Here is a 13,368-nt window from a genome sequence, read left to right as displayed (position 1 = left end):
CCAACCCACCGCTCCGACACAACCCGGTGTGCACCCCGGCGTGCACAGGGAACCTTTGACTTGGCAGGATGTTCGCCCGTGGCGGAGCTCCTGTATTTCACCGGGACCATGGACTGCGGCAAGTCGACGCTGGCGCTGCAGATGGATCACAACCACAAGGCACGCGGGAGGCTCGGAAGGATCTTCACCAGCCACGACCGGGCGGGGGAGTCGGTGCTCTCGTCGCGCCTCGGGCTGTCCGCGGACGCGGTCGAGGTACGCACGGAGTTCGACTTCTGGGACTACGTCGTCAACGAGCTGACCGCCGGCGGCCGGATCGACTACGTGGTCTGCGACGAGGCACAGTTCTACAGCCCGCTGCAGATCGAGCAGCTCGCGCGGCTGACCGACGAACTGCAGATCGACGTGTTCTGCTTCGGCATCCTGACCGACTTCCGGGCGACGTTGTTCCCGGGGTCGGCGCGGCTGGTGGAGCTCGCGGACCGGATGGAACTGCTCCAGGTCGAGGCGTTGTGCTGGTGCGGTGAACGGGCCACGCACAACGCCCGTACGATCGGTGGGGAGATGGTGACCGAGGGCGAGCAGCTGGTCGTGGGCGACATCGTGTCGCTGGACCACGAGGTCGCATACGAGGTGCTCTGCCGCCGGCACCACCGCCGCCGTCTCACCCAGGCCCGCGCCCGCGCCACCTTGTCACCCGAAGTCCTGCCGTTCGGAGGAGCTGCGTCATGAGCCCGTTGATCACTGTCGACGACCTGCGTGCGCTGGGCGCCGCTCCGGTGCTGGTCGACGTCACCTGGAACCTGGCCGGTCCGCCCGGCAAGGAGGCGTACGACGCCGGCCACCTGCCCGGTGCATTCTTCGTCGACCTCGAGACCGAGCTCGCCGCCGCTCCCGGCCCCGGCCGTCACCCATTGCCCACCGCAACCACCGTGACGGAGACGTTCCTCCGGCTCGGCATCAGCTCCGCCGACACCCCGGTCGTGGTGTACGACGCTGCGAACTCGATGTCCGCGGCCCGCGCTTGGTGGGTGTTCAGGTACTTCGGGCTGACCGACGTACGCGTCCTGGACGGCGGGCTGGCCGCGTGGAAGGCCGCCGGGGGAGAGGTCACCGTGGATGCGCCGGCTGGTGGTGCCGGTACGTTCACCGCGACACCCGGCCACCTGCCCGTGCTCGACGCCGATGGCGCTGCCGCGGTGGCCGCGAAGGGCATCCTGCTGGACGCACGGGCACCCGAGCGGTTCGCGGGTGAGGTCGAGCCGATGGATCCGGTGGCCGGCCACATCCCCGGGGCCGTGAACGCCCCGACGACCGCGAACGTCGACGAGACCGGGCACTTCCTCCCGGCCTCCGACCTCCAGGCCCGCTTCACCGCACTCGGCGTCACACCCTCCACCGAAACCGCGGTCTACTGCGGATCCGGAGTCACCGCCGCGCACGAAGCCCTCGCCCTTGAATCCGCCGGCCTCCCCGCCACCGTGTACATCGGCAGCTGGTCCGAATGGATCACCGACCCCACCCGCCCAGTGGCCACCGGCAAGGACTGACCGCTTACCAATCCACTGGACCGAGGCGGTCCTCGAAAGTACCGGTGGGGCCGTCCGGGCCGAGCGTGGCCATGCGGATGATGACGTCGGTGCCTTCGGTGACGGTCAGCTGACCCTTGTGGTTGTTCATATCGGTGGCCGCGAACGTGTGGTTCGCGGTCTCACCGGGCGTGATGGCGTTGAACTTGATGGTCGGCAGCGCCTGCGCGTACCTGATCGTCAGCATGTTCAGCGCCGCCTTGGACGAGCTGTACGCGAGTTCGTGCATCTTGGAAACCGGCTGCTCCGGGTCGAGCACCACGCTGAATGCACCGCCTCCGCTGGAGACCATCACCACGCGTGGGTTGCTCGCCGCTTGCAGCAGCGGAAGGAACGCATGCGTGACCCGCACCGGTCCGTACACGTTGGCGTCGTACACGGCGTGCAGCTCGTCGGCTGTCGCCTCGCTCGGGTGAACGGCATGCCCTGGCGCGCCCGCGTTGTTGATCAGTACGTCGAGCCGCTCGGTGTGCCCGGAGACGACCTGCAGGGCGCCTGCCACGGACTCTTCGGAAGTGACGTCCAACGGCACCAGCACCACATCCACGCCGTCGGCCGCCAACTTCTCGACGGCCACCCGCCCGCGCTCCTCGTCACGCGAACCGAGGAAGACCTTCCAGCCCATCTCTCCGAGCCGACGGGCCGCTTCGTAGCCGAGACCCTTGTTCGCCCCGGTGATCAGTACGGCGGTCTGCTCCGCGTTCGTCATCATGTTCCTCCTGTCGAAACAATTGTTCGACCACGAGATGCCGCGGTGCTCTGGTCCGTGACAGCCGATCGACGTGAGCTGAGTCACCGCCCGGAACGTCCTCGTGCATGGGAGACGAAAGGGTTGACTTCGTCGTGGTGGGCGCGGGATGGTGTGCGAGCAATCGATTTCCCATCCTTCGAACCGCCCCTGGGAGTCAGTCGATGATGAAGCGATCCACGTTCCTGCGCGCGGCCGTGGGTGCCGGCGTGCTGGCCGCCGTACCGGGCCGTGCCTTCGGGAGCAGCCAGGCTGTGCTGACCAACAAAGTGGCCGATCTGACCGGGCCCGGTTTGACCGACCGGTTCCGGATGGCGGCGACCGACCTGGGGATTCCGGCGCGGACGCCGGACGGGCGGCTGCTGTTCATGTTCGGCGACACCTTCGAGGAGGCGCGCGTCGGCGGCGGCTGGTGGCGGTCACCGGTCGCGCTGTGGTCGACGACCACGGACCTGAACGGCGGCGTGACGTGGTCCGGCGCGGTCGGGGGAGACGCGGCGCAGCAGCTGTGGGACTACCCGCACGACAATCCGACGTTCTCGACCGTGCTGCCCTCGGACGTGATCACGATCGGCGGGTCGATGTACCTGCACGCGATGGTGAACAAAGGCCTCGGAAACGTTGTGTGGACAGAGATCTGGCGTTCCGACAACTCCGGCGCGAGCTGGTACCACACCGGCGCAAAGTTCGACCCGAACATCGACGGCGGGATGTTCCAGCTGCTGACCTGGGGACTCGGCAACGACGGGTACGTGTACGTCTACTCGACCGGGTTCCAGCGCAACAAGCCGATCATCCTGAAGCGCGTGCGGCAGGAGCAGATCGCGAACCCGACGGCGTACGAACCGTGGGGCTACCGGGACGGGGTCTGGGCGTGGGGCAACCCCGCGACGCCGATCCTGAACGGGAGCTTCGGCGAGATGAGCCTGCGTCCGCTCGGCGGCAAGTGGGTGCTGACCTGGTTCAACGCCGGCGACTACCGGATCGACGGCATGATCATGGACACGCCGACGTCCAACCTCTACACGGCGTACCGGCAGACCCTGATCTACGGCGGCGCGTGGGGCTCGGAGGACGACAACCATGTCGCCCAGCTGTACGGCGGTTACGTGATCCCGGGCTCCACGCTCTCAGACATGCATCTGTCGGTGAGCCAGTGGAACACCGACAACGGCTGGCCGTACCGCGTCAGGCAGTTCCGCGTCCGAGGCTTCGGTTAAAGCTCGAGCACCATCGTGTCGGACGTGCCGACGACACCGACCTTCCGGAACCCCAGTGATTCGTAGAGGTTCCGAGCCGGGTTGTCCGGGTCCACGCTGAGCGAGAGCTGTCCGTACGACGCTGCGCGCGCCTGTGCGATCACTTCGGTCAGCACGCCCCGGGCGACCCCGCGCCGCCGAAAGCCGGCCGCCACACCCAGGGTCAGCTCGGGAACGTCGGCCGCGATGTACCCGTACCCGGGCCGCTCCGCGGTGAGCAACCGCGCCCACGCCGCACCCGCGGGGGAGCCGTCGATCTCCGCGACCACGCCGAAGTCTCTCTCTCGCGGCCATCCGTCGAGGTACCGCCACGCATGACCGTCCCCCCGCACCTTCGCCTCGTCGTACCAGGCAGTCCCGTCCCAGTTACACGCCTCGAGCAACATCTCGAGCAGGAACGGAAGATCAGCGGCGAGCGCCGGGCGCAGATGCATGCGCCCATCCTCGCCTCCGCCGATCACCACCTCCACCGATTTACAGCGGCCCGGGAACGCCGGAGTCGCTGTCGCTCGTTCCACGGGTATGGATGTCGATGCCCGGGGTGTGCGGACGTATTACGACGAGCTCGGCACGGGCGAGCCGGTCGTGCTGTTGCACGGCGGGGGAGTGACGGCGGACAGTTGGCAGGGGCAGGCGCGGGCGTTGGCCGCGCAGTACCGGGTTCTGATCCCGGAGCGGCGCGGACACGGGCGTACGCCGGACGTCGACGGGCCGGTGTCGATGGAGATCTTCGCCGCGGACACGGCCGCGTTCGTCGAGGCACTCGAGCTCGGGCCGGTGCACGTGGTCGGGTGGAGTGATGGCGGCAAGGTCGGCATGAGCCTCGCGCTGTCCCGGCCGGACCTCGTCCGCAAGCTCGTCCTGATCGGCACCGAACTGACCCACGCAGGCGGCACCGCTGCCAACCAGGCACTCCTCGAGCCCGGGGGCCTGGAGTTCCTCGCCGCAGCCTTTCGCGCGCAGTACGAGCCGCTCTCACCTGACGGCCCTGAGCACTTCGACGTGGTCTTCGCCAAGTGGGCTCAGATGTGGAAGACCCTCCCGGACGTCGAGCTCGCCGTACTCAAGGCGCTGCCGATGCCTGTACTGCTCATGCAGGGTGACGACGACTGCGTCCGGATCGAGCACACGGCCGAGGTTGCCCGCGCGATCCCGGACGCCCAGGTTGCCGTCGTACCCGGTTCGTCGCACGGGCTGCCATTGGAGAAGCCTGAGGTGGTGAATCGGCTCCTGCTGGATTTCCTGGCCGGTCCGCAGGCGCCGAAGTTCATGCCGCTGGGTGATCTGAGCTCCTGAAGGAAAGCGTTTCCGCAGAGATGGCGATCAAGGTCTTGAGTTAGTAACACGCTTGGTTTAACTTACTCGGGACCTGGCCGGTGTGTGGCTCAGAGCACATCGGCGGCATCCGGAAACCTGAGGAGTTCCGATGACGAGAGTGCGCAGGTGGGGCAGGTGCGGGACTGCCCTGGGGGTTGCCGGGCTGATGCTCGCGGCGGCGGGATGTGCGAAGGCCACGACGCCCGCCGCGTCCGGCGGCGCCGGTGGCGAGATCGACGAGAAGGCCCCGGTCACGATCACGATCGGGGACCGCCCGACCCCCGACAAGCCGAACGACATCAAGGCGTTCGAGCAGAAGATCAAGGACTTCACGGCGAAGTACCCGAACATCACGGTGAAGTCGACCGAGACGAAGTGGGAGGCGCAGACCTTCCAGGCCCAGGTGGCGGGCGGCACGCTGCCGACGGTGATGAACATCAGCTTCACCGAGCCGGCCAACATGATCCCGAACAAGCAGCTCCCGGACATCACCGACGAGCTGAAACTGGTCGACCTGACCAAGGACCTGAACCCGAACGTCCTGAAGATCGTCCAGGACGCGAACGGCCGGATCTACGGCGTACCCATCGACGTCTTCTCGGTCGGCATCGCCTACAACCGCGCCCTGTTCAAGCAGGCCGGCCTCGACCCTGACAAGCCGCCGACGTCCTGGGACGAGGTCCGCCAGTACGCGAAGCAGATCGCCGACAAGACCGGCAAAGCCGGGTACGCGCAGCTGACCACGAACAACACCGGCGGCTGGATGCTGACCACGATGACCTACAGCATGGGCGGCACGGTCGAGAGCGCGGACGGCAAGAAGAGCACGTTCAACGACGCGCCGACCAAGAAGGCGCTGCAGCTGCTCAAGGACATGCGCTGGACCGACAACTCGATGGGCAGCAGGTTCCTGTACAACCAGGAGGAGGTCCGCCAGGACTTCGCGGCCGGGAAGATCGGCATGGTCCTGCAGGCGCCGGACGCCTACGACATGAGCGTGAAGAACTTCGGCATGAAGCCCGCCGACTTCGGCGAGGGCGCGCTGCCGCAGGACGGCGGTCCGCACGGCACGCTGACCGGTGGCTCGCTGAAGATGATCAGCCCGAAGGCGACCAAGAACGAGGTCGTCGCCGCGCTGAAGTGGATCAAGTTCGACCAGTTCGACAAGTACACGACCGAGTCGGTCGCCGTCCAGGACGCCAAGACCACGATCGCCGACAAGGGTTTCGTGGGCCGGCCGGGGATCACGCCGTTGAGCCAGGAGACGTACGACCAGTTCAACAAGTGGCGTGAGCCGTACGTGAACGTCCCGGTGAAGCAGTTCCAGGGCTACATCGACTCGACCACGTCGCTGAAACTGCTGCCCGAGCCGTCGAACAAGGGCCAGGAGGTCTACTCGCTGCTCGACCCGGTGGTGCAGCAGGTGCTCACGAAGAAGGATGCGGACATCGACAAGCTATTGAGCGACACGGCCTCGAAGATCGACGCGCGTCTGGCCCGGTAGCCCATGTTCCAGCAACGAACCCAGAAGTCCGGCCGGAGTGTTGCCACCTGGTACCGCTCCGGCGGGCTGAGCGCCGTCTTCTTCGCCCTGCCCCTAGTACTGATCTTCCTGTACTTCTCCTGGGGCCCGATCGTCCGCGGCCTGGTGCTCAGCTTCCAGAAGAACAACCTCGTCGCCCCGCCCGAGTGGGTCGGGATGTCGAATTTCAGTTACGTGCTGACTGATCCGCAGCTCCCGCAGGCAGCGCTCAACACGCTGTACTTCTGCCTGCTGGCCCTGGTCTTCGGCTTCCCGGTGCCGTTGTTCCTGGCCGTGTTCATCAGCGAGCTGCGCAAGACCGGCTGGCTCTACAACGTGCTCTCCTACCTGCCGGCCGTCGTACCGCCGGTGGCCGCGATCCTGTTGTGGACGTTCTTCTACGACCCGAGCGGGGCGGGCGTGTTCAACTCGATCCTCGGCTGGTTCGGGCTCGGGCCGTTCGCATGGCTGAACTCGCAGACCCTGGCGATGCCGGCGATCGTGCTCGAGGCGACGTGGGCCGGTGCCGGTGCCACGTCGATCATCTACCTGGCGGCGCTGACCGGCGTACGGACGGAGTTGTACGAGGCGGCCGAGCTGGACGGAGCGGGGATCTGGAGCCGGGTCTGGCACGTCACGCTGCCGCAGATCCGCGGAATCATCCTGATCATGATGCTGCTGCAGCTGATCGGGACGTTCCAGGTGTTCACCGAGCCGTTCCTGTTCACCGGCGGCGGCCCGAACAACGCCACCACGACGATCCTGCTGCTGATCTACCGGTACGCGTTCATCAACGGCGACTTCGGCGCCGCGACCGCGCTCAGCGTGCTGCTCGCCGGGGTGCTGTGCGTGCTGTCGGTCGTCTACCACTTCGTCACTCGCCGCTGGAGTACTACATGAGTTACGAACGCGGAATCATCTCAACCGCGGACCGCCAGCGCGGCCTGGTCCGCTACGGCCTGCCGACGATCCAGGTGCTGATCTTCATCGGTGTCCTGATCGCCGGTGTCGGCCCACTGCTCTGGCTGCTCAAGTCCGGTGTCTCGACGAGCCAGGACATCCTGCGCGGCCCGATGCAGCTCTGGCCGTCAGGGATCCAGCTGAAGAACATCCCGGACGCCTGGAACCGCGTGCAGATCGGCGCGTACCTGGGCAACACCGCGTTCATCGCGATCGGTTCGATGATCTCGACCCTGTTCGTGTGTACGACGGGTGCCTTCGTGTTGAGCATCCTTCGGCCGAAGTGGGGACCGGTCGTCACCGGCGCCGTACTGGCGACACTCTTCCTGCCTGGTGTCATCTCGCTTGTCCCGCTGTACATGCCGGTGCTGAAGATGCCGGTGCTTGGGATCAGCCTGCAGAACACGTTCTGGGCGGTCTGGCTGCCGCAGGCGGCCGGCGCGTTCAACGTGCTGGTGATGAAGCGGTACTTCGACTCGATCCCGCGCGAGCTGATCGAGGCCGCCCGGATCGACGGCGCGAGCAACCTGAGGCTGTTCACGTCGCTGATCCTGCCGCTGTCGAAACCGATCGTCGGAGTCGTCGCGCTACTGACCGTCATCGGTTCGTGGAAGGACTACCTCTGGCCGCTGCTCGTCCTGCCGGACCCACGGCTGCAGCCGATCTCGGTCGCACTGCCACGGGTGGCCAAGACCACAGAGATCTCCCTGCAGATGAGCGCGCTGTTCCTCGCGGTTCTGATCCCTGTCGTGCTCTTCTTGTTGTTCCAGAAACAATTCCTGCGCGGCGTGGGGATGGCCGGAGGTATCAAAGAGTGAATGAACTGAACGGTCGGCGGGTGCTGGTGACGGGGGCCGCCGGGCGGATCGGGCTGGTCACGGTCGAGCACCTGAACGAGGTGGGTGCGAAGGTGACCACCCTGTCGAACGTCGAGCACCCGGATCTGAAGGCGGACCGGGTGCTGATCGGCGACACGCGATCCGAGACGGACGTGGCGCATGCCCTGGAGGGCGTGGAGTACGTCGTGCACCTGGCAGCGCTCCCGCACCCCTCGGCCGGTACGCCGTACGAGGTGTACTCGATCAACGTGGTGTCGACGTTCAACGTGCTGGCCCAGGCTGGTGCGCTCGGCATCGACCGGGCTGTGATCGCGAGCAGCATCAACGCGACCGGCGTACCGTTCAATCCGCACGAGATCCGGCCGCCGTACTTCCCGTGGGACGAGCAGGCGGCGAGCGATATCGGCGACGCGTACTCGCTGTCGAAGCAGAACGACGAGAACACCGCGCGGATGGCGTGGCGGCGATGGGGGATCGACGTGGTCGCCTTCCGGTTCCCGCACGTGAACTCGACGGAGGTGCTGCAGCAGATGTCCGACCATGTCCGGGAGCATCCGGGCAGCGGACTGCGGGAGGCCTGGAGCTACCTGGACACCCGCGACGCGGCGTACGCCATCGAGCTCGGACTGACCGCGCCGTTGTCGGGCGCACAGACCTTCTTCGTGACCGCGAGCACCACCACCGCGCCGTACCCGACCGAGGACCTGCTGGACGCGTACGCGCCCGACGTGCCGCGGTCGCGACGGTTCGCCGGACGCGAGGTGCCGATCGATCTGACCGCCGTACGGACTGTGCTCGGCTTCGAGGCCCGGCACGAACTGGACCTGCCCACCCTCTCCCTGGAGCTTTGATGCCCTCGAACTTCGACCAGCCGTGGCCAGCGCGGGACGACATCCGGATCCGCGAGGTGAAGGCGATCGTCACGGCACCGCAAGGCATCCCGCTGGTGGTCGTGAAGATCGACACCACCGAACCGGGCCTGTACGGGCTCGGGTGCGCCACGTTCACGCAGCGCTGGAAGGCCGTCCAGACGTTCGTCGACGAGCACATGTCCCGGCTGCTCGTCGGGCGCTACCCGGGCGACATCGGTGACCTCACCCGGCTGGCGTCGTACTCCGGGTACTGGCGTGGCGGACCGGTGACGAACAACGCGATCTCCGGCATCGACCAGGCGCTGTGGGACATCGCCGGCAAGCGCGCCGGGATGCCGGTGTACGAACTGCTCGGCGGCAAGGTCCGCGCGGCCGCCGACACCTATATCCACGCGAGCGGGCGGACGATCGACGACACGATCGACCACGCGCAGAAGCTGATCACGCAGGGCTGGCGGCACATCCGGCTGCAGATCTCGACACCAGGCGGTGGCGGGTACGGCGCTCCGCAGGTACCGACGCTCTACCCGGACGCGCCGTACCACAACGGCTGGTCGGCGCGGGACTACCTGCGGACCACGCCGGAACTGTTCGCCGAGGCGCGGCACGCGCTGCCCGACAACATCGAACTGCTCCACGACGTGCACTCGCGGCTCACGCCGAAGGAAGCGGTGCTGCTGGCTCGTTCGCTCGAGCAACACCGGCTGTTCTTCCTCGAGGATGTGCTCGCGCCGGAGCTGTGGGACCGGCTGCCCGAGGTCCGGGCCGCCTCCCCGGTTCCCCTGGCCGTGGGCGAGCTCACGACGTCGTTCGGTGACGCGGTCCGGCTGATCCGGGACGGCGGTGTCGACTTCATCCGCTCGCATGTTTCGGACATCGGCGGTCTGACCCCGGCCCGCAAGCTGGCCGATCTCGCGGAGATCTCCGGCGTACGGACGGCCTGGCACGGGCCGGGTGACACCTCGCCGATCGGCGCCGCGGCGAACGTCGCGCTGGACGTGACGTCCGTTGCCTTCGGCATCCAAGAGGGCCACATCTACAACGAGGCGACGTACGAGGTGTTCCCCGGGACGCTGCGGATCGAGGACGGCTGGCTGCGGCCGAACGAGGCGCCCGGCTGGGGAATCGACGTCGATCTGGAGGCAGCGGCCCGTTATCCGGCGGAACTGTCCGGTCACGACGAGTGGGCGGCCGGGGTACGACGCATCGACGGAGCGCTCGAAGCTCCGTGAGATCGGGCGTCGGGCAGTACGATCACGGCCAGTAGGGACGAGACGGGAGGTCGAGATGAGCGATTCGGTCGAGGGACTCGCCGAGCTGCGGCGCGCGGGCGCGAACCAGTACGACCTGGGCTCGTTCAACGAGGCCGTGATCATCGAGACGATCCGGCTGGCCGGCATCATCAGCCGGACCGAGATCGCCCGCCGTACCGGGCTCACCCAGCAGTCGGTGTCGCGGATCCTGCGTCTCCTTCTCCAGCAGGGGTTGCTGGTGGAGGAGGCGCAGGAGCGCGCTGAGCGGCTCGGCAAGCCGCGGACGCCGGTGCGGTTGCGGTCGAAGGCCGCGCACGCGGTCGGCATCCATATCGATCCCGAACTGCTGACCGTTGCCGTGGTCGACCTGGACGGCACGATCGTCCGTCGCGAAACCGTCGATCTCGCGGACGACCTCGAGGCGGACAAGCTGATCGACCTGACCGCGGCCACAGTGAACGCGGCGCTCAGCATCAGCCAGGTCGACCTGGCGTCGATGCTCGGCGTCGGCGTCGCCGTACCGGGCCCGATCGACGCGGACGGGACTCTGCTCGCGCTGCCGTTGCAGCCGGCCTGGCGCGGGTTGAAGATCCGGCAGCTGCTGCAGCAGAAGCTGAATCATCCGGTCCTGGTGGAGAAGGACGGTACGGCGGCTGCGATCGGCGAGCGGTGGATCGGCCGGTCGGCGCGGGCGCGGGACTTCGCGTACCTCTATCTCGGCACCGGCGTCGGCAGCGGGCTGATCCTGAACGGCTCGATCTACCGCGGCGGTACGGCGAACGCCGGTGAGTTCGGGCAGATCGCGGCGCTGCGGATGGGGGAGCGGGACCCTGTCGACGGACCCCGCATGATCCCCGAGTGCAACCCGACAGCGTCGCTGCCGGTGATCGCGGCCGAGTTCGGGTACGTCGAGACCGATCCGGCCGCGACCGACGAGGCCAAGCGGTACCGCGCCGTGTGCAAGGCGGCGGCCGACGGGGACGTCGCGGCGGTGAAGGCGGTCACGCAGGTCGCCCGCGTGATCGGGCAGGGCGCGGTCGGGCTGGTGGATCTGCTCGATATCGATCTCGTGGTGCTCGGCGGGCCGGCGTACGGCAAGGAGATCTCGGAGATCCTGCTGACCGAGATCGGGCGCGCGGTGAACGCGCATCCGGTGGCGCGGGAGACCCGACCGGTCGCGGTCGAGGAGTCGATGCTGCAGACCGACGCGGCCGCGGTCGGGGCGGCGTCGACGATCTTCCACGACGCGTTCACCCCTCGGGTCTCGGGATCGAGTCAGGCACGTAGGCTGCCCAAGTGATCGAACAGTGATCGAACCCCGCCCGCTGACACCGGACGTCGAGCTCCGGATCGCGACCCTCGACGACGCCCCCGCTCTCGCCGACGCACAGACCCGGAGCCGCGACCATCTGCGGCCTTGGGAGCCGGTCCGGGACGAGAAGTGGTTCACCACCGTCGGGCAGGCCGAGCGGATGACGTACCAGCTCGAGCGCTACAAGAACGGCCAGGTGGTGCCGTGGGTGCTGGCCTCAGACGATCGGATCGTCGGCCAGATCACCTTGAGCGACCTGGTGCCCGGCCCGTTCCGCAGCGCGGCCCTCGGCTACTGGCTGGCCGTCGACGTACTCGGCCGCGGCCTGGCCACCCGTGCCGTCGAGGCCGTCGCTGAGATCGCCGACACCCAGCTGAAGCTGCACCGCATCGAGGCGAGCACGCTGACCGGGAATGCGGCGTCACAGCGGGTCCTCGAGCGGACCGGCTTCCACCAGATAGGGATGGCGCCGACGTACCTCCACATCGACGGCCACTGGCAGGACTGCAACCTCTACCAGCGGATTCTGAACTCGCGCGAGCCCGGCGCCTGAGGCGCCGGGCTCGCCGGCTCAGCTCGGTGGGAGGCCGATGCCGCGGGAGACGTCGACATCGTCGTAGCGACCTTCGAGTACGTCGACGAACTTGACCGGGCGCTGGAGGGTCGAGGCGATGTAGACGGCTCGCACCGTAGCGAGGGCGTCGATGGCGTCCTGGACGGTGATGGCCGGCGGGGTGCCGTCGGCGATCGCCTTGAGGATGTCGTCGTACTGCGCTTTGTGGCCGCCGGGGCCGCCGACATCGACGGGCTGGTCGTCGGTGGAGCCGTCCACATTCAGGCGACGGAGGCGGTCGTCCTCGACCTCGGCGCCGCCTTCGGTGCCGTGGACCGAGACGCGGGTACGGCCGCCGGGGAACGCCGCCGTGGTGGCATGCAGCGTGCCGACGGCGCCGCTCTCGAAGGTGATCGTGGCGACGACGGTGTCCTCGACCTCGATCGCATGGTGGGCGGCCCGCAGCGCCTGTGCCTGGATGCTCACCGGGCGGCCCATGAACCACAGCATCAGGTCGACGGTGTGGACGCCCTGGTTCATCAGCGCGCCGCCGCCGTCCTGCGTCCACGTCCCGCGCCAGCCCGCCGACGCGTAGTACTCGTCGCTGCGCCACCACGCCACCGTCGCGACGGACGACGTCAGTTGCCCGAATCGCCCGGTGTCGATCGCCTGCTTGACCACCGCGCTGCCGGCGTCGAAGCGGTGCTGACTGATCACCGACGACAGCACGCCGTGGCTCCCGGCCCGGGTGGCCGCGGCGCCAAGGCGGCGGGCCCGGATCAGGTCGACGTCGAGCGGCTTCTCGATCACGACGTGCTTCTTCTCGTTCAGCGCCTGCTCGGCCAGCGCCGCGTGCGTGCCGCTCGGTGTGCAGATCGCGACGAGGGAGACGTCCGACCCACCCAGCGCCGCGGCCAGGTCGTCGTACACCTTCGGCTCCGGCTGCCCGAGTTCGACCAGTTGTGCCTTGAGTGCCTCCGCGGCCGCGGCGTCACCGTCCACCAGGGCGGTGACGATCGCGTCCGGCCGTTCCGCGATGGTCTTGGCGTGGGTGCGGCCGATGATGCCGCACCCGACGATCGCGACCTGCTGTTGTGTGTCAGCCATCTCGCTCCTACTTCGGTCCTGTCCACGGTCCAATCCC

14 protein-coding genes are annotated in these 13,368 nt (G+C 67.8%); 11 read left to right on the top strand and 3 right to left on the bottom strand.

What is annotated here, in order from left to right; translation table 11 throughout:
- Window positions 1-78: 78 nt before the first annotated feature.
- Window positions 79-732 (top strand): thymidine kinase, encoded by a 654-nt coding sequence (locus EV649_RS23785; RefSeq protein WP_130385762.1) that lies wholly within the window; start codon window positions 79-81, stop codon window positions 730-732.
- The gene (locus tag EV649_RS23780) at window positions 729-1,550 is read left to right on the top strand and encodes a sulfurtransferase (RefSeq protein ID WP_130385761.1); all 822 of its coding nucleotides are present in this window, start codon (window positions 729-731) and stop codon (window positions 1,548-1,550) included. Before EV649_RS23785 ends, EV649_RS23780 begins: the two co-directional genes overlap by 4 nt.
- Before the next feature lie 4 nt (window positions 1,551-1,554).
- Here EV649_RS23780 and EV649_RS23775 read toward each other — a convergent pair whose 3' ends face one another.
- Window positions 1,555-2,301 (bottom strand): SDR family NAD(P)-dependent oxidoreductase, encoded by a 747-nt coding sequence (locus EV649_RS23775; RefSeq protein WP_241998580.1) that lies wholly within the window; start codon window positions 2,299-2,301, stop codon window positions 1,555-1,557.
- Between the two features lie 200 nt (window positions 2,302-2,501).
- On the opposite strand from EV649_RS23775, the gene EV649_RS23770 reads away from it, so the two are divergent.
- Entirely contained in the window at window positions 2,502-3,557 is a 1,056-nt protein-coding gene (locus tag EV649_RS23770) for a DUF4185 domain-containing protein (RefSeq protein ID WP_198682651.1), read from the top strand.
- Here EV649_RS23770 and EV649_RS23765 read toward each other — a convergent pair.
- A complete protein-coding gene (locus EV649_RS23765) occupies window positions 3,554-4,030 on the bottom strand; it encodes a GNAT family N-acetyltransferase (RefSeq protein WP_130385759.1) in 477 nt (158 codons plus the stop codon). The two genes, EV649_RS23770 and EV649_RS23765, sit on opposite strands and share 4 nt — an antisense overlap.
- Window positions 4,031-4,118: 88 nt before the next feature.
- Between EV649_RS23765 and EV649_RS23760 the strand changes: the two genes are divergently transcribed.
- From EV649_RS23760 to EV649_RS23725, 8 genes are all read left to right on the top strand, one after another.
- Entirely contained in the window at window positions 4,119-4,892 is a 774-nt protein-coding gene (locus EV649_RS23760) for an alpha/beta hydrolase (RefSeq protein ID WP_130385758.1), read from the top strand.
- Window positions 4,893-5,022: 130 nt separating this feature from the next.
- Window positions 5,023-6,417, top strand: coding sequence for an extracellular solute-binding protein (locus tag EV649_RS23755; protein WP_130385757.1), 1,395 nt, complete (start codon window positions 5,023-5,025; stop codon window positions 6,415-6,417).
- 3 nt (window positions 6,418-6,420) lie between these two features.
- Window positions 6,421-7,335 (top strand): sugar ABC transporter permease, encoded by a 915-nt coding sequence (locus EV649_RS23750; RefSeq protein ID WP_130385756.1) that lies wholly within the window; start codon window positions 6,421-6,423, stop codon window positions 7,333-7,335.
- Complete coding sequence (locus EV649_RS23745; RefSeq protein WP_130385755.1) at window positions 7,332-8,213, top strand: carbohydrate ABC transporter permease; 882 nt, start codon at window positions 7,332-7,334, stop codon at window positions 8,211-8,213. The genes EV649_RS23750 and EV649_RS23745 overlap by 4 nt, the downstream gene beginning before the upstream one ends.
- Window positions 8,210-9,085 carry an NAD(P)-dependent oxidoreductase gene (locus tag EV649_RS23740; RefSeq protein WP_241998578.1) on the top strand — a complete coding sequence of 292 codons (876 nt, stop codon included), beginning with the start codon at window positions 8,210-8,212 and terminating at the stop codon, window positions 9,083-9,085. The genes EV649_RS23745 and EV649_RS23740 overlap by 4 nt, the downstream gene beginning before the upstream one ends.
- Window positions 9,085-10,338, top strand: a complete 1,254-nt coding sequence (locus EV649_RS23735; RefSeq protein WP_130385754.1) for an enolase C-terminal domain-like protein — start codon at window positions 9,085-9,087, stop codon at window positions 10,336-10,338. The genes EV649_RS23740 and EV649_RS23735 overlap by 1 nt, the downstream gene beginning before the upstream one ends.
- Before the next feature lie 55 nt (window positions 10,339-10,393).
- A complete protein-coding gene (locus tag EV649_RS23730; protein ID WP_130385753.1) occupies window positions 10,394-11,659 on the top strand; it encodes an ROK family transcriptional regulator in 1,266 nt (421 codons plus the stop codon).
- A 7-nt stretch (window positions 11,660-11,666) separates the two neighbouring features.
- Window positions 11,667-12,224 carry a GNAT family protein gene (locus EV649_RS23725; protein WP_130385752.1) on the top strand — a complete coding sequence of 186 codons (558 nt, stop codon included), beginning with the start codon at window positions 11,667-11,669 and terminating at the stop codon, window positions 12,222-12,224.
- An 18-nt stretch (window positions 12,225-12,242) separates the two neighbouring features.
- Here EV649_RS23725 and EV649_RS23720 read toward each other — a convergent pair whose 3' ends face one another.
- Entirely contained in the window at window positions 12,243-13,331 is a 1,089-nt protein-coding gene (locus EV649_RS23720; protein WP_130385751.1) for a Gfo/Idh/MocA family oxidoreductase, read from the bottom strand.
- Window positions 13,332-13,368 lie beyond the last annotated feature (37 nt).

The organism is Kribbella sp. VKM Ac-2569 (genome assembly GCF_004216905.1).
GTDB lineage: Bacteria > Actinomycetota > Actinomycetes > Propionibacteriales > Kribbellaceae > Kribbella.
The sequence above is the reverse complement of the archived record's forward strand: the minus strand, read 5'-3'. Positions and strand labels throughout refer to the sequence as shown.

Excerpts from the sequence above, each read along its gene's own strand:
- EV649_RS23745 (WP_130385755.1), top strand. The coding sequence starts at position 7,332 with ATGAGTTACGAACGCGGAATCATCTCAACCGCGGACCGCCAGCGCGGC.
- EV649_RS23750 (WP_130385756.1), top strand. The coding sequence starts at position 6,421 with ATGTTCCAGCAACGAACCCAGAAGTCCGGCCGGAGTGTTGCCACCTGG.
- EV649_RS23765 (WP_130385759.1), bottom strand. The coding sequence starts at position 4,030 with ATGCATCTGCGCCCGGCGCTCGCCGCTGATCTTCCGTTCCTGCTCGAG.
- EV649_RS23755 (WP_130385757.1), top strand. The coding sequence starts at position 5,023 with ATGACGAGAGTGCGCAGGTGGGGCAGGTGCGGGACTGCCCTGGGGGTT.
- EV649_RS23735 (WP_130385754.1), top strand. The coding sequence starts at position 9,085 with ATGCCCTCGAACTTCGACCAGCCGTGGCCAGCGCGGGACGACATCCGG.
- EV649_RS23775 (WP_241998580.1), bottom strand. The coding sequence starts at position 2,301 with ATGATGACGAACGCGGAGCAGACCGCCGTACTGATCACCGGGGCGAAC.
- EV649_RS23730 (WP_130385753.1), top strand. The coding sequence starts at position 10,394 with ATGAGCGATTCGGTCGAGGGACTCGCCGAGCTGCGGCGCGCGGGCGCG.
- EV649_RS23780 (WP_130385761.1), top strand. The coding sequence starts at position 729 with ATGAGCCCGTTGATCACTGTCGACGACCTGCGTGCGCTGGGCGCCGCT.
- EV649_RS23760 (WP_130385758.1), top strand. The coding sequence starts at position 4,119 with ATGGATGTCGATGCCCGGGGTGTGCGGACGTATTACGACGAGCTCGGC.
- EV649_RS23720 (WP_130385751.1), bottom strand. The coding sequence starts at position 13,331 with ATGGCTGACACACAACAGCAGGTCGCGATCGTCGGGTGCGGCATCATC.
- EV649_RS23770 (WP_198682651.1), top strand. The coding sequence starts at position 2,502 with ATGATGAAGCGATCCACGTTCCTGCGCGCGGCCGTGGGTGCCGGCGTG.